Raw genomic sequence first — 24240 nt, 5'->3', positions numbered from 1 at the left:
AAATTTTATTCAAAGATAGAAATTTCGATTTTGTAGAGACCTTGAACTCCCAGAGAATTACTCGTCGTCTTCACCTATTTCAATATCAAAACTGATTAAGAAATCATTTAGTCGTTTTTTGTATTTCTTTTGAGCCTCGCTTACAATTTCTTCTGTTTCTTCATTGGTTTCTAACGGATCAAGACTGAACTCCTTTTTAACCCATTGCTGAAACTCTTCCTTATTCTCATTCTCTTCATAATACTCTTCGTCTTTGTAAAAATAAGCCGAATCGAAATCAACTGAAATTTCAGTATCTAAAGTGAGAAGGTGAATTAGTTTACTGGTATTTTCAGCCACTATATGAATACCTCCTTCATCGCCAAACACGACTATAGGACAATCGTTTAAATCCTCATTTATCAACCAGTAAGCATACGAACTTCCGGAACCGTTGGCTCCTGCAAACTCGATAAAACTATTGTAAAATTCTTCTTTTTCCGACCATGTTTTAATGCCGGTCTTGTCTTCTGTAATAGTCAAACCAAAACATTCCGAATAAGTTTCTGGGCCATATTTCTGCTCAAACTCGTACAACTTTACTAAATCTGTTGGCAAAGCGTATTTACCAAACTGTACAGCAAATTCTTCTAATGAAAAACTGTTATCGTATTCTTCATCCTCCTCTATTTCGACATCATCTTCCTCTTCAGCCTCTGAAGTAAGAAAATAAAAAGCTTCTATTACAGCACGTTTTACACAATAAAACTCGATTCCGTTTGTCGTTTCATCATTCATCCATTGGTATTTCGGATTTCCCTCTTCATCCAGATATTCGAGAATCAGTGTAATTTCTTCAGTATCATGACACCATAAACCACGCATTCTAATATTAAATCCGTTTCCAATTTCTTCTGAAAGCTGACTGTATTTCTTTCCTTCATAATCAAAAGAAACAAACAAATGTGTAGTATTTCCAATATTGCTGTAAAGTCTTTCCTCTGTTTTGAATTTTTCCATCTCAACTATCGTTTCTACAGCCTCTTTAAACTGAGCGCGAAAATCAGTATACAAATATTGATCTGATTTGCTTTGATCAACAATTGAAAGTCCTTTCTTAAAGCAATCATCATAATAATTGTTACCTAGGATCTCTGTACCATCATCGGAATATTCAACAAAGGAATCATTTACGATATCACTCAATCGGTGTGTCGAAGGAAGGTAATTTTCAATGGTTACGATTGATCCGTCTGTATCTGTCAGATTACTGCAAATCAAAACATCAGGTCTCCCCACATTAACAATTGCCTGAACATTTGTAAAACGTTCAAAATGCATCCACATATCATCACTGTAGATTAACCAGGCGGTAACATCACCCTTCACAAAAAGTTCTCCATGATTGTATTCTCCTAAAAGGGAATCGCATTTTAAGCCGCCGCCTAAATAATGTACACTTCCAAACAAAGTAATGTTTGTAGTGGTTGTTTCTCCTAAAACAATCAGAGCAGGTGAATTATCTGTATCAAAAGAACTAATAAGTTTTTTAACTGTTAGATTGCCTTTGAAAATAAATCCGAGTATAAAAACATCCGGATTTTCATCTGTGCTGTAATCCATTTCAAACGTATCCATTTCGACATCATCTTCCGCTAAGAGAAATATAGGATTGTCTTCGTAATCCGGAAAACGCCAGGTATCTTCAAAAACATTGTATATTTTTTGATTGTTAAAATCAGTAAGATCACCAATAATAGTGTTGGCTTCATGTCGGTTAATCACCTTGAAAGTAACACCAGCAAAATTCATGGTTTCAAAAGGAACTTTTTCTTCGTTAGTCATTATGTAAGGTTTTGGTCTAAAAACATCTGAACAAATCTACTCAATATCTTTATTTATTAAAATAGGCAATGAATTATTTCAGACTTTCAAATTTCCCAATTAAAATCTATCTTCGCAATTATGAAAGCGATTCGAAGATAGAAAATAGAGCAAAGAGTCAAGATTATAGATTTTACTCTAAAATCTTGCCTCTTTGCTCTATACTCTTTATTCTTTGCTCTATACTCTAAAAATCTAAAATCTACAATTACCGAAATGTCCAACAATCTCCTTGAAACCCCCATTGAATACCTAAAAGGCGTTGGTCCCAGTCGTGGGCAGCTGCTTCGAAAGGAACTTGGAATTCATAAGTATGGAGATTTGGTTAATTTTTTTCCGAACAGATATATAGACCGAACGCGTTACTATAAAATTAACGAACTTCAGAATACAGGTTCTGAGGTGCAGATTATTGGAAAAATAATCAATATTAAAACCGTCGAATTTGCAAAGAATAAAAAGCGGCTGGTCGCTACTTTTGTAGACGATACGGGGCAAATGGATCTAAACTGGTTTCAGGGGCATAAATGGATTCGCGAAAGTCTGAAACTGAATGAGGTTTGTGTAATTTTTGGAAAATGTTCGTTATACGGAAGTCAATTTAGTATGGCGCATCCGGAAATTGAATTGTGGAGCGAACATGAAAGAAGTCTTCGTTCGGCCATGCAGCCCGTTTATCCTTCAACCGAAACACTGGCTAATAAAGGAATTTCAAACCGTACCATTAACAAACTAATGGAGCAGTTGTTTCTGGAAACTCAGGCTTTATTTACCGAAACTTTTCCAACTTATTTAATCGAAGAATTAAGACTTATTTCTAAAAGAGCCGCTTTATTCAATATTCATTTTCCGAAAAGCACTGATGCTTTGGCGAAAGCACAATACCGACTCAAATTTGAGGAATTATTTTTTATACAACTTCAATTAATCACTAAAAACCTTATCCGAAAGCATAAAATAAAAGGACATGCTTTTACCATGGTAGGAACGTTTTTTAATGAATTTTATCAGAATCATTTACCGTTTAGTCTCACAAATGCTCAAAAAAGAGTAATCAAAGAGATTCGTTCGGATATGGGAAGCAATGCCCAGATGAACCGATTGCTTCAGGGAGACGTAGGGTCCGGAAAAACAATTGTCGCTTTTATGAGCATGCTTTTGGCGATAGACAATGGGTTTCAGGCGTGCTTAATGGCTCCTACAGAAATCCTTGCCAATCAGCATTTTATTGGATTATCTGAATTAGCTAAAACACTAAATATCAATATAAAACTCTTAACAGGTTCAAGTAAAACTGCAGCTCGAAAAGTAATTCACGAAGAACTGGAAAACGGAAGTTTGCAAATTTTAATTGGCACACATGCGCTACTGGAAGACAAGGTAAAATTTCAGAATCTGGGACTCGCTGTAATTGACGAACAGCATCGTTTTGGCGTAGAACAGCGTTCGAAATTGTGGAAGAAAAACGAAATTCCTCCGCACGTTTTGGTGATGACCGCTACTCCTATTCCGAGAACTTTGGCTATGAGTTTGTATGGGGACTTAGACATTTCTGTAATTGACGAATTGCCTCCCGGACGAAAACCGATTCAAACGGTTCATCGATACGACAGCAATCGTTTGAAAGTCTGGAAATTTCTACGTGATGAAATCGCTCTGGGAAGACAGATCTATATTGTTTATCCACTGATTCAGGAATCGGAAAAAATGGATTTTAAAGATCTAATGGACGGTTACGAGAGTATTTCCCGTGATTTTCCATTACCTCAATACGCTATTTCTATTCTACACGGCAAAATGAAACCTGCTGATAAAGATGCTGAGATGAAACGTTTTTCTGAAGGTAAAACCAATATCATGATAGCCACCACCGTAATTGAGGTTGGTGTTAACGTTCCCAATGCCAGTGTAATGATTATTGAAAGCGCAGAACGTTTTGGTCTGTCACAACTCCATCAGTTACGTGGACGTGTGGGTCGTGGAGCCGAACAGAGTTATTGTATTCTGATGACAAGTTTCAAACTAAGCTCAGACAGTAAAACACGAATGGAAACCATGGTTCAAACCAACGATGGTTTTGAAATCGCCGAAGTAGATCTTAAACTACGTGGCCCGGGTGATTTGATGGGAACGCAACAAAGCGGCGTTCTGAATCTTCAAATTGCCGACATTGTTCGCGACAGAGATATCCTGGGTCTGGCCCGTAATTATGCCATGAAAATCCTAAAAGAAGACGCACCACTCCAAAAACCGGAACATGCCATACTAAAAGCTGTTTTTATCGAACTGACTAAGAAGAAAAACATTTGGAATTATATTAGTTAAGGTTCTGAGGTTCTAAGTTGCTAAGATTCTAAGGTGCTGAGATTCTAAGATTAGGATTGCTACCGATACTATAAACAAGGACACTACGGTCACCCTGAGCGAAGTCGAAGGCTTATGAAAACTAAATTAAATGCAAACCTATTGCTATCATCAAAAGCCAAGTTGAAGACTTATAAAAGCTAAACTAAATATAAGGAATACTACGGTCAAATCTGAGTAAAAATAAATATAGATATAGATATAGTGTAGTCATCCTGAGCGAAGTCGAAGGCTTATGAAAACTAAATTAGATGCAAACCTATCGCTATCATCAAAAGCCAGCTTGAAGACTTTTGGAAACTAAATTAAATACAGAACTACTACGGTCACCCTGAGCGAAGTCGAAGGCTCATGGAAATGTATAAAAAAATATACTTCATTGTGGCAAAGACCAGGCCTTCAACAACTGATGTTTTTGGTGATTTGAATTCGTTGGGGGACAAATTCTTCTAAGTTGAATGCTTATCTTTTACAATGAAGTATATATATTCTAATGAAATTGCTATTTTTTAGGAGCTGCTTTCTTTTCAAACAGACCACTAAAAAGTCCTTTGCTTATTTTATTCTTGTCGTCTTTTCCTGTCGCAATCAAATGATCGATATACTCCATGTACGTTTTTTTGCGTTCTTCTAAAAAGCCAATCAAATAATCTTCGGCAGCACCCATTCCGCTTACCTCTTCAATATGCAGCAGTTTTTTATACAGAGGGTCAATAAACTTCGTAATGATTTCCTCAGGTACTGATTTTCGGGTTCCAAAATAACCAACAATTTCACCATCATCATCTGCAATAATTTTAAAATCGGTTACCACCCAATAGAATCGTCCCGTTTTGGACATATTTTTGATAATGACATGGATGTTTTGACTTGATTTAATGCTATCCCATAGAAATTTAAAAATTACTTTCGGCATATCCGGATGACGGACAATATTATGAGCGTGACCGATTAATTCATGCTCATCATATCCCGAAACATCAATAAATGCCTCATTTGCATATAAAATGGTTCCTTTTGTATCTGTTTTACTTAATAATACTTTTGTTTTGTTCCAGTCGACTTCTCTGTCGGATGGAGTCGGGCGGGTAATTCTGTTGTCCATAAATCCTGTATTTAAAATTAATAAGCAATACCATTTTTTATCTTAGGTCCGTATTTTAAAATCATTAAACAGCTGATTTAAAACACACTACAATTTGTTATCTTAATTTCTGCTATCAGTAGATTTCACATGAATATCGTTTACCAGATCATCAATTCTCTTGGCACTTTCACGCATCATCTCCAAATAGTTTAATAATTTATCATTGTCTGTATGTCCTTTCGAAACGTCAATAAGTTTAAGCACAGAGCTTACCGGTAATTTCAAATCCAGTGTCGTTCTGTGAATAAAATCATTATAATCTTTTGTAGCGGTTAGTGAGCTGTACTTTGCAGAAGCCAATTTCATGTTCTCTAGTTCGTATTCGTCTGAAATTTTAGAAATGTGGTTTTGACTGTGTTCTTTAAAATAGTACGCCCAGTACCCGTTCATAAAAAATACCACTGCCGCCAGAACGACGTGAACTACAAAGGTTTCTACATCAAAATTAACCTGCGAGAAATACAATTGTAATCCTTTTGGGTCGTTGAAAACCTGATTTTGCAAATACGCCAAAGCCCCATGATGCAAGACCACCAAAAGTGTCAAAGGAATCTGAAGCTTCCAGTTTTGATATATAATTAAAATCGTGCTGGCAATAAAAACGGTAAAATGCATCTCAAATAAACCATGCATTTGATAAATATACTGTGCCATAAATATAGCTAAAACAATAGCTAGCACATACTGGTAAAAATTAGATTTCTTAAAGAAAAACTTTGCTGAATAGTACAACAGCAAATTTAAAACACCTACTCCTACCCCGATCTCAAACGTATCATATTTAAAAGCTAAAGCAATTCCAAACAGAAAATAAATCGCTAAAACATAATTGACAATGGTGTCCGATCGTTGGGTCATCGTAGACATGAAATTGTGCAAATAATCTTGTTCATTCAAACTGGCTCTTGTTTTCATAAATTAAAATGATTTTGGTTAAGAATTTGGTTTATTTATTGCATTTTGGTAACGAACATCCGTAAGCTCTCAGAGCTAAAGCATCAAAGGAAGGAGAATGATTCTGTTTCAATAAGGAATCAATTGCCATTTGAGCATAATTACTGTCGGCATTGGTACAATACCTGGTTTTATTGTAGTTCCCGCGATAGTATAAATTCTGAGAATCATCCAGAAGAACAGCTTGCGGGGTTGAGAAAACACCGCAATTTTTAGCTATTGCCTGATCGAAATAAACTGGAATTTTAGCATCAAATTTTTTCTGAATTTCGGCTATGGTGAAAGATCTCTCTTTGTTGAGCACCACAATTTTGAAATTAATCCGGTCGCCATACTTTTTAATGAGTTCCGAAACATGAGGAATGTTAAACCGGGAACAAGGACAATCGGGATTAAAGAAATGGATAAAAATAGGTTTCTGATCTGCCAAACAGCATTTTAAATCAATCTTACTTCCTACAGCTATCGCTTTGTAATTTTGAGGAACCGGCGTAGGCAGACTGTATTTAAATTCATTCTGCCAGAAGAGAAATGAGATAGCTACAACCAACAATGCCATCCATAAACCAACGAGTAATTTTTTTAGCATAAACAAGTAAATTTGGGGTTGAAACTTAAAAAATGTCTAAACAGTTGTTAATTACACTGTTTATTTATTTAACTATTTTAACTTTAAATCAAATAAAAAACCTACACATTTTAACGCTTAACCCTCAGATACATTATTATTCCAAAAAAAACAGATCATTTTGTTTAAGCCTATCAATGTTACGAATAAAATCGATAAAGTGCAAATAAAATCGGACAAAATACATCGAAAAATATCTTTGTCGGATTTTTTTGATTCGCAGAACCCGTAATTCTACCCTTTTTGTGGGTAAAACCACAGAAAAGAAGTTCTTAAAAGATGTAAACTTTAACTGATTTAACTCGTTGGGTCCAATTATTCTTTAATACAGAGAATCAATATTTTTGAATAAGGCGTTTCACTTATTTTGAATACAGATGCAACTATGTTTTCTTTTTATATATGGACATAAGATCTATATTTCTATGTACTAATCGACTTTTATATTATTTAAAACCAACGGGTTGATTAATTATCTTGATTTTTTTTAATTCTGTATTAAACCTTGGCATAGAAAAAGAGTCTAATCTAAGTTTTATGTCATGTTTGTACGTACAAATGTTAAATAAAAGCTAAGCTCTCCAGATTTCACAACAAAAAGTTAAATTTGTGTGCTTACTGAAAACATACACCAAAAAAAATACATTTACCTCAAGTTTATGAAAGTAAAAAACTTAGTTTACGCCCTACTGATCATTGTATTAGGAGGTTTTATTGCCTACAGAGTCGTGTCGAATAAAAAGAAAAACGACGAATCGAAAAAGTTTGGAGACAAAGACACTCCTACTACGGTAACCGGAATAGTTGTTAAAACTGCAACCTTCGACAACAACCTGTCACTATCAGGTTCTATTGAAGCCAATGAACAAATTGAGATTCGAAGTGAAGTTTCCGGAATTGTGGAAGGCATTTATTTCAATGAAGGCAGTTTTGTAAACAAAGGACAGGTACTTTTTAAAGTAAATGACATCGAACTAAAAGCGCAACTCAGACAAGCCGTGACCCGTGAAGGTCTGGCTGCCGAAAATGAGAGAAGAGCAAAATTATTGCTTCAGAAGGAAGCCATCAGTCAGGAAGAATTTGACGTTGCAAAAGCCGATCATGCCTCTGCACAGGCACAAAGTCAGCTAATCAGAGCTCAAATCGCCAAAACTTCAGTTAAAGCTCCGTTCTCAGGTAAAGTTGGTTTGCGTTCTATTTCGCCGGGAACCTACATCAATCCTACCGTTCTGGTTGCAAAACTGGTAAATACCGGTAAGCTAAAAATTACATTTTCGATACCTGAAAAATATGCTGCACAAGTAAAATCCGGATCTGTTATTGATTTTAGCGTTTCAGGTTCCGATAAAGTTTATACAGCAAAAATATACGCCATCGAGCCGGAAGTCGAAGTAGCTACACGTACACTGCAAATTCGTGCTATTGCGGATAACGTGGATGGAAAGCTTTTCCCTGGAACTTTCGCTGATGTTAAACTACCTCTAAACATTGTAAAAGATGCCATTGTAGTCCCTTCAGAAGCTATAATTCCGGTACAAAGCGGTAAAAAAGTATACATTGCCAATATGGGTAAAGCCAAAGAAGTTATGGTTGACGCTACGACAAGAACAGACTCTTCTATTTTAATTCTGTCAGGATTAAAAGCCGGAGATACCCTGATTACCAGTGGCGTAATGTCGCTTAAAAATGAAGCACCAATAAAAGTGAATGTAAAAAAATAGAAAATGTGAGATGTGAAATGTTAGTTGTTAGTTTTAAAATCTATGACGTCTAACGTGACAATTAATACGCTCCAATCTATTTTCTACATTCTATACTCTATCTTCTGCTTATTCAAAAAATCTAAAATCTAAACTCTAAAATCATAAATAACATTATGAGTTTATCAACAACCAGTATAAAAAGACCTGTTTTAACCATCGTACTGAATCTTTTAATTATTCTGTTCGGTTTCATTGGTTATACCTTTTTAGGTGTTAGGGAATTTCCTTCGATCGACCCTGCACAGGTTTCTATCCGAACCAACTATACCGGAGCCAATTCCGACATTATAGAATCTCAGATTACAGAGCCTCTTGAAAAAGCGGTCAACGCAATCGATGGGATTCGAAACATAACTTCTTCCAGTAATCAGGGAAGCAGTAACATCACCATTGAATTTAATCTGGACAAAAATCTGGAAGAAGCAGCAAACGACGTTCGTGATAAAGTTTCTCAGGCCATCAGAAGTTTACCGCAGGATATTGACGCCCCGCCGGTAGTCTCCAAGGCAGATGCCGACAGTGACGCTATTATTTCCATGACGGTACAAAGTGACACCAGAAGTTCTCTGGAATTGAGTGATTATGCCGAAAATGTGATTTCACAACGTTTGGAAACTATTCCGGGAGTCAGCGGTGTTCAAATATGGGGGCAAAAACGCTACGCCATGCGTTTATGGATTGATCCTGTAAAACTTACCGCTTATAAATGCACTGTATCTGATGTTCGTAATGCTTTAAACTCCCAAAATGTTGAATTGCCTTCAGGAAAACTAACCGGAAACAATACCGAGTTAACCGTAAAAACGGTTGGTAACCTTTCGAAGCCGGAAGAATTCAACAACATTATCATTCGTACCAATGGCGATAAGATTGTTCGTTTAAGCGATATTGGAGGAGCCGAACTAGGTCCTGAAAATATCGAAACAAAATTGAGTCAATCCGGTTTACCTATGATTGGTCTTGCTATAGTACCAATGCCGGGAGCCAACTATCTGGACATTTCATCTGAATTTTACAAAAAGTACGAAGCCTTAAAAAAGGATCTTCCAAAAGATATCAAACTGAATATTGCACTGGACAATACGATCTTTGTTAAAAAATCAGTACTTGAAGTTGCCGAAACTTTAGGGATATCGATTATTTTGGTAATCATTATTATCTACTTGTTTTTCAGAGACTGGGCTATTGCGTTCAGACCATTAATTGACATTCCCGTTTCGTTGATTGCGACGTTTTTCATCATGTGGCTTTTCGGGTTTTCGATCAACGTATTGACTTTACTTGCCATTGTTTTAGCCACCGGTCTGGTGGTCGACGACGGAATTGTAGTGACCGAGAACATCTTCAAAAAAGTAGAAGAAGGCATGTCGCCAATTGAAGCCGCGATTAAAGGATCTAATGAAATATTCTATGCCGTAATCTCAATTTCGGTAACCCTTGCGGCCGTATTTTTGCCGGTAATATTTTTAGAAGGATTTGTCGGCCGACTCTTTAGGGAATTTGGGGTCGTCATTGGAGCTGCCGTTTTAATCTCGGCTTTTGTATCGCTGACTTTGACACCAATGCTTAACGCCTATTTGATGAAAGGCGGAGAACAGAAAAAATCTAAATTCTACGTAAAAACCGAGCCTTTCTTTGAAAAACTAAACAGCGGTTATGCCGACTCTTTGAATCGCTTTATCGCAAAAAAATGGCTTAGTTTCCCTATTCTGATTGCTTGTTTTGGATTGATCTATTTGTTTTTTACCATACTCCCAAAAGAAACGGCGCCTTATGACGATCGTAGTTCTGTGACCATGCGTATGACTACGCCGGAAGGGTCCTCTTACGAATACACCGATCGTTTTATGCAGGAAATCTCGAGATTGGTAGACGATTCTATTCCGGAGAAAAAAGTGAGTCTGGTTATCACTGCCCCGGGCTTTGGAGCTTCGGCCACTAACTCTGGTTTTATCCGACTTTCATTGGTTGAACCGGATCAGAGAAAAAGATCTCAGAAAGATATTGCAGATCAATTGACCAAAATGACCAAACGATATCCTGATGCTAAAACTTCTGTAATTCAACAGCCAACCATTGCCGTAAACCGTCGTGGAGGATTACCGATTCAGTATATCATTCAAGCTCCGAATTTTGAGAAACTGAGAGAAAAAATTCCGGTTTTTATGGAAGAAGTAGGCAAAAGTGACGTTTTCTCGGTTACCGATGTGAATTTAAAATTCAACAAACCTGAAATCAACGTAAGTATCGATCGTGAAAAAGCAGAAAGTTTAGGAATTTCGATCCTTGACATTGCACAAACGTTACAGCTTTCTTTAAGCGGGCAGCGTTTTGGATATTTCATTAAAAATGGAAAACAATATCAGGTAATTGGTCAGTTTGATCAAAAAGACCGTTCGAAACCGCTGGATCTGACTTCGATGTTTGTGAAAAATAAAAGCGGAGAATTGATTCAGATGGACAACGTGGTTAAAATTGAAGAACAAAGTAATCCGCCTCAATTGTACCACAACAACCGTTATATGTCGGCAACAGTTTCTGCAGGTTTAGCGCCGGGAAAAAGTATCAGCGACGGTATTCAGGAAATGGACAGAATCAAAGCAAAAGTACTTAACGATACTTTTACCACTGATTTAAGTGGAGAATCGAGAGACTTTGTTGAAAGTAGTTCAAACACTTCTTTCGCCTTTGGATTAGCCCTATTACTGATCTTTTTAATTCTTGCTGCACAGTTCGAGAGTTTTATCGATCCGCTTATCATCATCTTAACCGTACCTATGGCGGTTGCCGGAGCTTTATTCTCGTTATGGCTCTTCAATCAGACCTGGAATATCTTTAGCCAGATTGGAACGGTAATGCTTATTGGATTGGTGACGAAGAACGGTATTTTGATTGTCGAATTTGCCAATCAGCTGCGCGAACAGGGAAAACCAAAAATGGAAGCTATTTTAGAAGCCTCAGAAGCACGTTTGCGCCCAATTTTAATGACAAGTTTGGCCATCGCTTTAGGAGCTTTGCCAATTGCAATGTCACTTGGTGCTGCCTCTACGAGTAGAATTGGTATGGGGGTTGTAATTGTTGGAGGAACCATCTTTTCGTTAGCCTTAACCCTATTTGTGATTCCTGCTATTTATTTAATGTGGTCTAAAGCAAGAAAACATTATCCTGAATTTGATCATATCGATGAATATGAAAGAAACACAAAATAATTGATATAAAATCTGAAATCCTATAGAAGCTGCGAATCTCTTCTGAAAAAGTGGAATCGCAGCTAACCCTTCATCACATGAAAGCTAAAATAATAGTAACAAGTCTCGTTTTATTGTTGTTCTGTACAACAAAAATCAGTGCGCAGGAAGTCTTAACCATTGAAGACGCCATGAAGATTGCCTTAGAGAATAATTTCGAAATTAAGATTGCTAAAAACAGCCTTAAAATAAGCGAAACCAATGTAACAGTTGGAAATGCCGGAATGTTGCCAAGGGCCACAGCTTCGGTAACCGACAATAACAGTGTTACCAACTCGTCACAAACACGTCAGGACGGAACTACAACCTCTTTAAGAAATGCTAAAAATAACAGTTTAGCCTACGGTGTTAGCTTGGGATGGACCGTTTTTGACGGAATGAAAATGTTTGCCAAACTGGATCAGCTTAAAGAACTGCAAAAACTGGGTGATTCTGAAATGAAAAGAGTGATATTGGTCAAAATTGGACAGGTCAACAGCGCTTACTTTGATTTGGTACAGCAACAGCAGCAATTGTCTGCATTAGACACCACAATTGTAATTTCGAAACAAAGATTAACGCTGGCACAAAACCGTTTCAGTATTGGAAAAGCATCAAAACTGGAAGTTTTAAATGCACAGGTTGATTTAAATTCAGATCAGGTTGCTTTGCTGAGACAAAAAGAATCCTATGCCAATGCTAAGATCTTACTCAACCAATATTTGGCACGTGATCCTAAAATAAATTTCACCGTAACCAATGTAGTTGCTGTAGATAATAAACTCGTTTTAGTCGATTTAATAGAATTGGCTCACAAACAAAATCCGGCTTTAGAATCTCAGATTATCAACAAACGTATTGCCGAACTTCAGCTTAAACAAGTAAAAGCAGACCGTTATCCGGTGGTAAACCTGACTTCAGGATACAACTTTAACGAAAGTCAGTCCAGTCTTGGATTTACAAGTCAGAACTCATCTAAAGGTTTCAACTATGGTTTTAACGCCACTTTAAACATTTTTGATGGGTTCAATCAACATCGAAATGAAAAGATAGCGAAATTGCAGATCGAAAACTCACAAATTGCGATTGAGCAGCAAAACATGATCCTGGACACTCAGTTAAGCACCGCTTTTCAAACGTATTTAACCAATTTAGAATTGATTGGATTAGAAGAAGACAACGTAACGATTGCCAAACAAAATTTAGATATTACTTTAGATAAATTCAGAATTGGAACTATCACAACGCTGGATTTCAGAACGGCTCAATTAAACTATGTAAATGCTAAAGTACGCTACAGCAATGCACAGTTTCAGGCAAAATTATCTGAGATTGCTTTGAAAGAATTGGCCGGGAATATCAATTTTTAAAGTAAATTTGTTTCAAAACAAGTCCAAATGATCTCATACAACACCAAAGATTGGTTCACTTTTATTTTTCATTTTCACAAATCGGATACGGTTAGAAAACTGCTTCCGATCATGATTGCGATCGGAATTTACTCTTCAATTGTTGGATATTTGGAAGTCTCGTATTTTAAAATTGGTAAAAACGACTACATCCCCAACATCCCGATCATGCACGGGATGTTGGGTTTTGTAATCTCATTGTTATTGGTTTTCAGAACCAATACAGCCTACGATCGTTGGTGGGAAGGTCGAAAACTTTGGGGAGGTCTTGTTAATAACAGTCGGAATCTGGCCATTAAACTTTCGGCTATGCTGAAAGAAGAAAATGATAAAAAATTCTTCAGAAAATTTATTCCTGCCTACGCTTCCGTATTACACAAACACCTGCACGATTCTGACACTGGTAAACAGCTTTTTGAAGATGTAGATTTAGAAATTGATCATCACAAGCACAAACCGAATCAGGTTAAAAGAATAATTTTTCAAAAAATAAACGACCTGTACGAGGATAAAAAAATCAGCGGAGAACAGCTTATTATTTTAAACGAAGAGTTACAATCATTTACAGACATCTGCGGTGCCTGCGAGCGAATCAAAAACACCCCTATTCCCTACTCTTACAGCGCTTTTATCAAAAAGTTTATCTTTTTTTATACGATGACACTTCCTTTTGGTTATTCAGTAAGCCTTGGGTATTATGTAGCTCCGGTGGTGGTTTTTATTTTTTATGTACTGGCAAGTTTAGAACTTATTGCCGAAGAAATCGAAGACCCGTTTGGCGATGATGAAAATGATCTGCCAACAAAAAAGATCTCCGAAAACATTAAAAAACACATTGAAGAGTTAATTTAAACAAACGATATAAGTATTTGATAATTAAAGCAATGATTTTTTTTAAAGACATTAAAACTTAAAAAAATAGTTTTTATCTACTGAAAGAACATATAAAAGAAATACAATTATCTCCCATATGCTATGCGATTTACTCCAAGTGAAACGCCTTATTTGAAGATGTGAAATTATGTTTCTATGTGTTAAAAAGAGACTTACATATTCTAAAATTTCTCTCTGAAAAAACAGCCCGAAAAAAGCAAATAAATTGTTTCTTACTACAATGTGCAATTCTTATATTTGTAACCTCATACAAGAATAAAAAAGCAAAATGAAAATATCTTACAATTGGTTAAAACAATTTATTAAAACGGACTGGCCGTCTGATCAAACTTCAGAGCTACTAACAGATTTAGGGCTTGAAGTAGAAGTTGTCGAAAAATACCAGTCGATCAAAGGCGGTTTACAAGGTGTGGTTGTAGGGCATGTATTGACCTGCGAAAAACATCCTGATGCCGACAGATTAAAAGTTACCACTGTAAATATTGGTTTAGAAGCTCCTATTCAAATTGTTTGCGGAGCTGCTAACGTTGCTGCGGGACAAAAAGTACCTGTTGCTACAATCGGAACGGTTTTATACGATAAAGAAGGTGCTGAATTCACTATTAAAAAGGGAAAAATTCGTGGAGTAGAAAGTCACGGAATGATTTGTGCCGAAGATGAATTAGGTCTGGGAACAAGTCATGACGGAATTATGGTTCTGGCCGAAGGATTAGTTCCGGGAACTCCTGCTGCGGAAGTTTTTAAAGTGGTGAATGACGAAGTTTTCGAAATTGGATTGACTCCCAATCGTGCAGATGCTATGAGTCACCTGGGTACTGCCCGTGATTTAAGAGCCGGAATGCTACAGCGTGGTGTAAACATCGAATTAATTACACCATCAGTGAGCAATTTCAGAGTAGACATGCGTACTTTAAAAATTGACGTTACGGTTGAAGAGCCTCTTTTGGCACCAAGATACTGCGGAGTAACTATTTCCGGAATTACAGTTAAAGAATCTCCAGCCTGGTTGCAAGATCGTCTTAAAGCAATCGGACTGACTCCTAAAAATAATATTGTCGATGTTACTAATTATGTTTTACACGAATTAGGACAGCCACTACATGCTTTTGATGCAGCGAAAATCAATGGAAAAGTAATTGTAAAAACACTTCCTGAGGGCACTAAATTTGTGACTTTAGACGATGTCGAAAGAACCTTGCACAAAGAAGATTTAATGATTTGTGACGAAAAAGGGCCACTTTGTATTGCGGGTGTTTTTGGAGGTAAAAAATCCGGAGTTTCAGAAGGAACTACTGCTATATTCTTAGAAAGTGCTTATTTCGATGCCGTAAGCGTGCGTAAAACCGCTAAAAGACACGGACTAAATACAGATGCTTCTTTTAGATTTGAAAGAGGAATTGATCCAACCATTACAGAATATGCTTTAAAACGTGCGGCACTTTTAATTCAGGAAGTAGCCGGAGGAAAAATCACTTCTGATGTGATAGAAGTTTACCCTAAAAAAGTAGAAGATTTTTCTGTTTTGTTGAATTTCAGTCACGTTTCAAAAATTATCGGACAAGAGATTCCAAAAGATACCATCAAAAAAATTCTTGTTTCTTTAGATATAAAAGTAAACAGCGTTTCAGATTCAGGTTTAGGTTTAACGATCCCTGCTTACCGTGTAGACGTACAGCGTGAAATTGATGTGATCGAAGAAATTCTGAGAGTTTACGGATACAACAACATTAATTTTTCTAAAAAATTCAATGCGACCGTTGCTAATTCTCCAAGAACAGAAGACTATAAAGTTCAAAATGTAATTGCCTCTCAACTGAACTCGCAAGGGTTTCACGAAATGATGGCCAATTCATTAACCACTGCTGCATATGCAAAATTATCTACTGCTTTAAAAGAGGAGCACAATGTTACGATGCTGAATCCTTTAAGCAGTGATTTATCAACGATGCGTCAGTCTTTACTGTTTTCAGGTTTAGAAGCTATTTCGTATAATATCAACAGAAAGAATTCAGATTTAAAATTATTTGAATTTGGCAAAACGTATCATAAATATCTTAACGGATATGAGGAGCACAAACACCTTACGTTGTTAATTTCAGGAAACAGAAACAAAGAAAGCTGGACCAATCCTCAAAAAGCAACTGATTTCTTCTTATTAAAAGGATATGTAAGAGGCGTATTATCACGTTTAGGAATTGATAAAATTACCAATGCTCCGGTACAATCGGATGTTTTCGCAGAAGGAACGGCAATTTGCTACAATAGCGAGACTTTAGTAGAAATAGGAGTTGTTAAAAAATCAATATTGAAACATTTCGGAATCAAACAAGATGTTTACTTTGCTGATTTCAACTGGGATTTGATTCTAAAAATCATTACCGGAAAAATTAAATATACCGAAATTCCAAAATATCCTGAAGTTCGAAGAGATTTGGCTTTACTGATTGATAAAAGTACCACTTACGAGAGTATTTTCAACCTTGCGAGACAAACAGAAAAGTCACTCTTAAAAGACATTAACCTGTTTGATGTTTATGAAGGAAACAAACTTCCGGAAGGCAAAAAATCGTATGCTTTAAGTTTTACCATTCAGGATAACACTAAAACGCTTACAGATGCTCAAATTGACAAAATCATGTCGAAACTACAGCAGACTTTCGAAACTGAACTTGGAGCAACCTTGAGATAGTTTTAAAAAGAAATAAATTTCAAATGTTTAAATTCCAAATTCCAATTATTATGTTGGAATTTGGAATTTTATTTTTTGTTACATCTTAGTGAATCGATTGGCGAACGTACCTTATTACTAATACGTCAAAGCCGAAAAAATAGGATAGCTGCTAATCTTTTCTCTTCCGTTCAAAAAACTAAGCTCCATTAGAAAATTGCATTGTACGATCTCCCCTCCTAGTCGTTCAACCAATTCACAAACGGCTTTTGCGGTTCCTCCTGTGGCCAAAACATCATCGTGAATCAAAACCCTGTCTCCTTTCTTTATGACGTCTGTATGCATCTCTAAACTGTCCGTGCCGTATTCGAGTTCGTACGAAGCCGAAATCGTGTCGTATGGCAGCTTATTTGGCTTTCTTACCGGAACAAAGCCTGCGTTCAATTCCTGAGCCAGTAATATCCCAAAGAAAAAGCCCCGACTTTCAGCTCCTACCACTTTATCGATTTTTTGCCCTTTTAGAGATTCCGCCAGAATAAAAACAGTTTCTTTTCTCGCAATTGGGTCATTTAGCAACGGAGTGATGTCTTTAAACAAAATTTCTTTTTTCGGAAATCCTTGAATATCACGTATATATTTTTTAATCTGCATTTTTTTTTGTTTTTATATTATTTCATGCTTGCATATCTCACATTTATGCCTATCTTTGCACCCGCAATAAGCAATCAACGAAGCTACTGAAAAATAGCCAGATTGAAAAGCAAAAAGGCCTCGTGGCGCAACTGAATAGCGCATCTGATTACGGCTCAGAAGGTTACTGGTTTGAATCCAGTCGAGGTCACTAATAAAGGCAAAGGATAAAAATTATCTTTTGTCTTTTTTTTTCTCTTTAATTCCTTTATTGAAGAAATAGACATATGCTTATCTTTGCACCTGCAATAAGCAATCAACAAAGCTACTGAAAAATAGCCCAATTGAAAGAACAAAAAGGCCTCGTGGCGCAACTGAATAGCGCATCTGATTACGGCTCAGAAGGTTACTGGTTTGAATCCAGTCGAGGTCACAACAATTTAAGGCATATTTAACAAAATATGTCTTTTTTTATGCCCTTTCCTTAATATTTAACAAGTATTCATCCTCAAAATGCACAGTGGTTTGGAAGTCCTGTAGAGTTACCTCTTCAGGATTCAAACCATTAAAAACATGATTAACAATAACTTACAACAACAATATTCGGAAAAATCATAATTTTAACAATAAACAAAAAAATTTACTTTTTTGTAAATCTTTTATATTCTAAATCTTCTGCTCCTAATCTTACCTATTTGATTACTAAAATATGAAACATTAAAACGTTAAGCGATGAAAATGGAAATTGATTTTACAAACAAAATCTCTGCTAAAAAAGCAGTAAAAATTCTCAAAAAGCAAGGTATGAATGTGACGGTGGACGAAGCTGAAAAAATACTATTTTTCCTTAGAAAACTAGCAAATATCGCAGTTAGAAAATATTTAGAAGATTGTGATTCTAAAAATAAACAAAACAAATGCAATCAGAAAAAACAATGCGTTAAAGGAGAACCAGCTATAGTCTATTGTAAGCCTTGCATTATAATAAACTCAAATTTGAATACTTAATATTTTTTTCAATTTTATGAAAAAAAAAAACAACAGTGGTAATTAAAAAATCACCACTGTTGTTTTATAATAACATTCTCATTTAGCAAAAGTCTTATCGTATAATCATCCGTTCTCAATTTTAAGATTATTAGTTGTTGCTCGACTTAGGCTAAAAATTGATTTATTCCTCTTCAATATTTAAACTCAAAGACAAATATTAATAGGTTCATCTTAACTTCACGCATTGTTAAAATACTTTCCTCAAAGAAAATTTAACCCCTTGTAGCCCAGTAAAAATTAGACTATCGTATTTGTTGCTTTTAGCGCTTAAATTATTCAATTGTCCTTCCTGCTAAAGCAGTTAAAACATGACATGTTGCTCTTACCTCAGGAATATTGCTTTGGCTTCCATAATCGCAAATTTCGGCAATAAGTGTCGGATTTATTCTCTCCAGCAGAAATCCTGTAATTTTTATTAGCGTTCCCGCCTCAAAATGATAATCGGGCTTATAAATAAGATGGCTCTCTAAGGAATTCTTTTCCAAAAAACAGCTTTGAAGCCCTAATAGAAAACCAAACTTTGCCTCTTCGCTTACTTTTTCTTCTAGGAAAAGAACTCCCAGCGAAAGCACCCAGGAGAATACATTTCTCTGAGAATCCATATCATACTTTGAGAAATAGCCCCTGTTGGAACGAAGAAACTTTTTAAAGTTTTCAACGTAAAATGCGGTGTCTTTTGGATGTAGCCTATTAGCAAAATAATGGCTTAATTTTGACAAAAGTGATGCTTTCAGAAGATAAGGCTGCTCATCAATTAAATCAAATAGCCTGATTATTTGTTCTTTCTCAAAGGTGTGGCCGCACCCAAGCAGCTGTTCGAAATGGTCGGCATAATTTGGATCATCTTCACTTCTCAGCTGGGTTTCGAGACCTGCAATAAAATCACGTTGAGACTCTTCCCGTGAGCAAAGGATTCTATATATGTAATAAAGAATATCTTTGTGGAATTTCATCAAATCTCTTTGGGAGATTTGTACCCCTCCAATTGCGCTGCTCTTCGAAAATAAAGCTGTATCAACCTTCTTGCCTCGGCAGAATTTTATTACCGTTGCAAAATAGCATCCCAATTCTCCTTTCTTTTCCATTTCATTTAGTTCTTCATCGCTGAAATTGCCAAAAAGCAGAATATTGAGCATTTTATGCCCTAATTCGAGTGGGATCTGCTCGGCAGAAAATAAAAACTTTTCAAGTTCAGCAACAGAAACCTCTTCAATATATTTTGATCTATTTTCTGCAAAAATGCGGTAATATGATGGTCTGTTCGGCACTACTCCATTCAAATCGATTTTATAAACCTTTCTTGCATAAAGAGCTATAAATAGTTCTTCGGCTCTGTTAGGGAGAAGCTCATCCAGTCTATTCGGCTCAATATCCGAGCTGGAATCAAACTCATTCTCCATCAGTTTTAGCCATCCAAAATTATCCGCATCCGCTTCTAAGATAGCAGGAATCTCAAAAAGCGCCTTAATTGCCGTAGCAATATCCTTCTTTAAAAAAGGGAATCGCCTCACAACATTTACGAGCCAGGCATAAGTGTCATCCCATTCATCATTAAAGGACAATTTTTCATTGCCAATGAGCATTTCCAACACCTCTGTAGAGCTTCCACTTGAATTTAGCGCTTGGCAATAGAGCCAAAGCACTGGATCTTTTCCATGTTTCTCTTTAAAATCGCGAGCATCTTCTCTCATCTGGCCAATTATGCGATCACTCGTTAAATCCACTTCGGAATCTATCGTAAACTCAAAAAACGAACGCTCATACTTTTCACAATGCAACATGTATATTTTTGGCTTTTTGGAATCATCTACCTGACTTAAGTGATGCTGGTAGAGAATATCAGCGGCCCGATGTGCTAGAGTTATGTTTTTGTCATCCATATAGCTCAGAAGAACATCCAGATATTCAGAACGGGATAGTACAGTATTATACCTTAAATTAATCCCCCAGCCTTGTTTGTCTAAAAAATAGCCCTCAAGCAACAGTCCTTTGATGAGTTCATCCATTTCTTGGACACTAAGCTGCTTATCATTGCGCTTTAAAAGTAACAACGCAAAAATTTTGGCAACTCCTCGGAAAACGCTCAAATTGTCATGCAGCTTATCAAGAATCTCTGGCCCATAATGCAAACCAAGGCAGAAGGTCTCCCATTCATCTTTATCCGAGTGGTTTCTTATGCCATAGATTACTGCCTCCAAAGAATCAAATTCTTCCATTGGATTCACAACAAGAAGAAGTGAGGCAGAAAGGTACCTTAATTTTGTGTCTAGTCCTAAAATTGCCCGCTGCAACGCATTTTGGTATTGCCTCTTTTCATTTAAAAGTTTTGCAAAAGCAAGACGTATTTCAGGGTATCTGGTTAAGGTATGAAGACTCATATGTCTAACAGCTTTCATAAACTGCCATTCATAATCCGTTTCGCTTATCTGAAGTGCAGAGAGAAAGATTCTCCAAAATGCCGGCGGTATCCCCAGATGATTGTCAAATGGAACCTGATGGATAATGTCAACAACATCAGTGATATCTTGCACTTTCACAAGATGTTCAATTTTCTGCACAATAGAATAGTTTTTGGAATCCAGCCAGTCAATGCTCTTCAACAAAGATTCGCCGATAAGCTTAAAGTCCTTTTCCCCATCCAAAAACAAAAATAATGCGGCAGAAGCGCTATACTCATTTTTGGATAGGATGCAATATTTTAAGAATGCCTTTAAGTCATCCTCATTAATGAAAGATGCTAATCTCTTTTTATATTCATTATAGTTCTCTGCATTAATCGACTTGAGCATTACGCCAATGATTCCTGTGCTGATTTTGCGCGCTGAGCTTATTTCAAACCAAAGCTCGGCAGGTTTTGCCTCTTCATCAAGCTGACGGCTGCAGATTGTTTCCAATGCTGCACACACATCTTCTTTGGATTTAGTGGACCTCGTGGATTCTTCGAGAAGAATTTCTTTTGCCCTGCCCCCTAAAACTGCATTAGATAGACTTCCGGCCAACAGCCTGTAACGTTCATCTGAAGTAAGCCCATTTGCTGTAACCATCGCTATAACCGGCAGCAGTTCATAACAGAAACTGCTTGGAAAGGCTAAATTCAAAACAATAAGGCTCTCCAGCTGTTTTTTTTCAGAATCTTTGATTTTGAAATTTTGAAGCACCATATACTGGGACAGGATTTCCGCAGCAAGCTTGCTTTCATAGTGCATCAAAGGATTTCTCATATCGAGATAATTATCCCAAAACCATCCAAATCCTTTTTCTCCCGCCAAAATCATGCAGGACGCATATCCATTTATAGAAACGATATCATTATTAAATTCAATTCTTATCGGTCTGTACTGCAAGGAGTCTAACATATCAAAATACTGCTCACAGATCTTTTTTGATTTGAACTCTGCCGACAGAATTGCACCCTGCACCACAAAATTACGCGGCCAAGTTAGATTAGCCTTCAGTAATGCCGCTACTTTTTCCTCTATCTCGCTCTCAATGCCTTTTTTTCTGGCAATTGCCAGTGCAAAAGAAACCGACCTCCATTGGACTGCGATATCCGATGCCGGTTTATCTGATTTCAGCTTTTCAGCGATATAAATCCCCGCTGCACATTCAAGCATTGGGGCTGATATAAATGCATAAGTTTCTCCCGTAGATTTCTCAAGAAAATTATTTTTGAAGAATTTTACTGCCTGCGCTGTAATCTTTGGCTTATTCGCCGACTCTGCTATTGATAAGGAAATAACGTTCTCAAGTTCATCCTCAACCATAGCTTTACTTTTGGAAGAAAGAATCTTCCATGCCAGATTTGCAAGTATAGGCTCCTTTGAGAAGCTGGTGGGATAAGAATCCGCAAATTCCGTATATTCATCACTTTTGCTGTCATCGCTGTTCCATGAGAGCTTCTTTTTGAGCGTATCAAAGAGAATATCCCCTAAAGTTTTATCCGTTAGGCTTTCATCCAGACTGTCTCTTAATGAACAGATTATTAGTGGCGTAGTTGAAATTGCGTACAGTTCAGGTCTGCTTTTCAAAAAAGCATATCTCCTTTTACTGTCCTCCTCGCTTGCTTCTTCTAACAGTCCTCTGTTCACAGCTTCGCTGTAAAGTACCTTTAAAATATCGCTTTCTTGAAGTGGAACTATTCCCAAGGTATGCCAGCCCAAAGGAACAATGCCTTCAAGCTCTACTGGACGTCCTGTGGCTATGACTCGTAAAAAATCGTTCTCCGACTTGAGGCTTTTCAAAAGACCAATTAGCAGCCTAGCTGTCTTTAGCTCCAACTCATCAATTCCATCCAGTATCAAGATAGTTTCCTTTCTTGTTTTGAACAGCGTATCAAGATCGAAGACATCATCTTCAACCTGTAATTCTTTATTGACATAGTTATTTATCGCTATTTTTAAATCTGCCAATGTAGCCCCACTTTTCTGCTGCAGATAATTGGAAGGAATAAATAGAGGAACAATTTCGCTTTGGTCTTCCAGCACATCTAGCATATATTGCGCAGCTATCGAACTTTTTCCCGTTCCTAATTCGCCAAAAAGAAAAACTGGCTTGTTGGAATTCACTAGAGTTGAAAAATCCCCTTTAACCCCATGGTCTTTTAAGCTGTTAAAATCCTCAGGCGCAGCACGATCCGTTTTTACATTGCCATCCAAAAGAAGAACTTCACGTCGCAGCAGTCCAGGCGACTTTCTGATTCCCGATATGGCAAAATATTTTCGGTCAATCAGCTCTTTCAGATAATCCTTTGTCTTGTTTTGGATCTGTGAGTAATCAATATTAAGATATTTATAGCTACCATCATTAATCTGGCCATGAATGGCCTTGTAGAAAATTTGCTCGACTTTTTCACGATCCAAGAATCGTTCCTGCGATATTGTTTTTGTCTGGCGGAGTTCCAGCTGATAAAAAAGTTCTGCTCTTATATAAGGAGCTTTCAAAATTAAATGCTCCTGCTTAACCAATGTTGTAGCGGCAATTTTTTCAAGTATTTCCTTTTCCAGACTTTCAAGCGTGGTATCGCTGAAAGTCCATTGGATCGAATCTAAAAAAACAGTCCAGTCCTCATCTTTGAATTTCTGCAAAGCCTTATAATGACTTTTCTCAAGGGAAACACTCTTATTGCTTTCATATTGTCTCTTATATTCATCAAGTACCAGAATCTTCACAGATGAAAGGGTTAAAGGATCCGAATAATCTTTATTATGCAGTGATTCAATAATTTTTTTCGTAGGAAGATTTATACACAAATCCTTAACAATACCACGCTTTTTTTCTTTTGCAATTTTATTGGTAGCAAATACTCCAAACTTAATTTTTAGATCACGCTTATTATTGAGCCAATAATCAAGAAAATAAACCATAGTATTTTTTATTGCCGAACTTGCAAAGGAAAAGTTCTTAGAATCGTAATCTTTATTTTCTTCCACATATGAAAATTGGTCACCGGCAACGTAGACATCGCCGCCGAACTCGATGGCAGCAACAAAATCACCTTCTATGCCTTTTTCAAGTTCATCTAATATAAGGGCAATAGTCCGCAATTTTTGCAATGTATAGCCTTTGGATGTATTTCCCGCATCTCTGGGAATCGTTATTATTTCTTCTGACATATTTGAAAGAATTTACTTTTGTTGTTTCATC

Annotated in this window: 13 protein-coding genes and 2 tRNA genes; 9 read left to right on the top strand and 6 right to left on the bottom strand. The window is 36.7% G+C overall.

The features are described from left to right. Positions 1-57: 57 nt before the first annotated feature. Positions 58-1824, bottom strand: coding sequence for a hypothetical protein (locus B0A80_RS17015; RefSeq protein ID WP_089078069.1), 1767 nt, complete (start codon positions 1822-1824; stop codon positions 58-60). A gap of 255 nt (positions 1825-2079) precedes the next feature. Here B0A80_RS17015 and recG point away from each other — a divergent pair, with 255 nt between their 5' ends. Next, the gene (gene recG, locus B0A80_RS17010) at positions 2080-4188 is read left to right on the top strand and encodes an ATP-dependent DNA helicase RecG (RefSeq protein WP_089078068.1); all 2109 of its coding nucleotides are present in this window, start codon (positions 2080-2082) and stop codon (positions 4186-4188) included. Positions 4189-4729: 541 nt separating this feature from the next. Here recG and B0A80_RS17005 read toward each other — a convergent pair. The 3 genes from B0A80_RS17005 to B0A80_RS16995 form a co-directional block, all read right to left on the bottom strand. Next, entirely contained in the window at positions 4730-5332 is a 603-nt protein-coding gene (locus B0A80_RS17005) for a PAS domain-containing protein (protein ID WP_089078067.1), read from the bottom strand. A 102-nt stretch (positions 5333-5434) separates the two neighbouring features. After that, the gene (locus tag B0A80_RS17000) at positions 5435-6289 is read right to left on the bottom strand and encodes a histidine kinase (protein ID WP_017498790.1); all 855 of its coding nucleotides are present in this window, start codon (positions 6287-6289) and stop codon (positions 5435-5437) included. Positions 6290-6320: 31 nt separating this feature from the next. Further along, positions 6321-6917 (bottom strand): TlpA family protein disulfide reductase, encoded by a 597-nt coding sequence (locus B0A80_RS16995; RefSeq protein WP_089078066.1) that lies wholly within the window; start codon positions 6915-6917, stop codon positions 6321-6323. A gap of 698 nt (positions 6918-7615) precedes the next feature. Between B0A80_RS16995 and B0A80_RS16990 the strand changes: the two genes are divergently transcribed. The 5 genes from B0A80_RS16990 (at position 7616) to pheT (ending at position 16938) form a co-directional block, all read left to right on the top strand. Next, entirely contained in the window at positions 7616-8677 is a 1062-nt protein-coding gene (locus tag B0A80_RS16990) for an efflux RND transporter periplasmic adaptor subunit (protein ID WP_089078065.1), read from the top strand. 155 nt (positions 8678-8832) lie between these two features. Then, positions 8833-11928 (top strand): efflux RND transporter permease subunit, encoded by a 3096-nt coding sequence (locus tag B0A80_RS16985; RefSeq protein WP_089078064.1) that lies wholly within the window; start codon positions 8833-8835, stop codon positions 11926-11928. A gap of 77 nt (positions 11929-12005) precedes the next feature. After that, positions 12006-13316, top strand: a complete 1311-nt coding sequence (locus B0A80_RS16980) for a TolC family protein (protein ID WP_089078063.1) — start codon at positions 12006-12008, stop codon at positions 13314-13316. A 27-nt stretch (positions 13317-13343) separates the two neighbouring features. Continuing rightward, positions 13344-14207 (top strand): bestrophin family protein, encoded by an 864-nt coding sequence (locus tag B0A80_RS16975; protein ID WP_089078062.1) that lies wholly within the window; start codon positions 13344-13346, stop codon positions 14205-14207. Positions 14208-14517: 310 nt separating this feature from the next. Continuing rightward, entirely contained in the window at positions 14518-16938 is a 2421-nt protein-coding gene (gene pheT, locus B0A80_RS16970) for a phenylalanine--tRNA ligase subunit beta (RefSeq protein WP_089078061.1), read from the top strand. A gap of 117 nt (positions 16939-17055) precedes the next feature. Here pheT and B0A80_RS16965 read toward each other — a convergent pair whose 3' ends face one another. Continuing rightward, positions 17056-17568 carry an adenine phosphoribosyltransferase gene (locus B0A80_RS16965; RefSeq protein WP_089078060.1) on the bottom strand — a complete coding sequence of 171 codons (513 nt, stop codon included), beginning with the start codon at positions 17566-17568 and terminating at the stop codon, positions 17056-17058. A 116-nt stretch (positions 17569-17684) separates the two neighbouring features. Here B0A80_RS16965 and B0A80_RS16960 point away from each other — a divergent pair. The 3 genes from B0A80_RS16960 to B0A80_RS16950 all read left to right on the top strand — a co-directional run bounded on the left by B0A80_RS16960 (position 17685) and on the right by B0A80_RS16950 (position 18555). Further along, positions 17685-17758, top strand: a tRNA-Arg gene (locus B0A80_RS16960). Positions 17759-17906: 148 nt separating this feature from the next. Further along, a tRNA-Arg gene (locus B0A80_RS16955) sits at positions 17907-17980 on the top strand. Positions 17981-18279: 299 nt separating this feature from the next. Further along, a complete protein-coding gene (locus tag B0A80_RS16950; RefSeq protein ID WP_089078059.1) occupies positions 18280-18555 on the top strand; it encodes a hypothetical protein in 276 nt (91 codons plus the stop codon). A gap of 314 nt (positions 18556-18869) precedes the next feature. On the opposite strand, the gene B0A80_RS16945 is transcribed toward B0A80_RS16950, so the two are convergent. Next, positions 18870-24209 (bottom strand): NACHT domain-containing protein, encoded by a 5340-nt coding sequence (locus B0A80_RS16945; protein WP_089078058.1) that lies wholly within the window; start codon positions 24207-24209, stop codon positions 18870-18872. Between the last annotated feature and the right edge of the window lie 31 nt (positions 24210-24240).

Source organism: Flavobacterium tructae, assembly GCF_002217475.1.
Taxonomy (GTDB): domain Bacteria; phylum Bacteroidota; class Bacteroidia; order Flavobacteriales; family Flavobacteriaceae; genus Flavobacterium; species Flavobacterium tructae.
The sequence above is the reverse complement of the archived record's forward strand: the minus strand, read 5'-3'. Positions and strand labels throughout refer to the sequence as shown.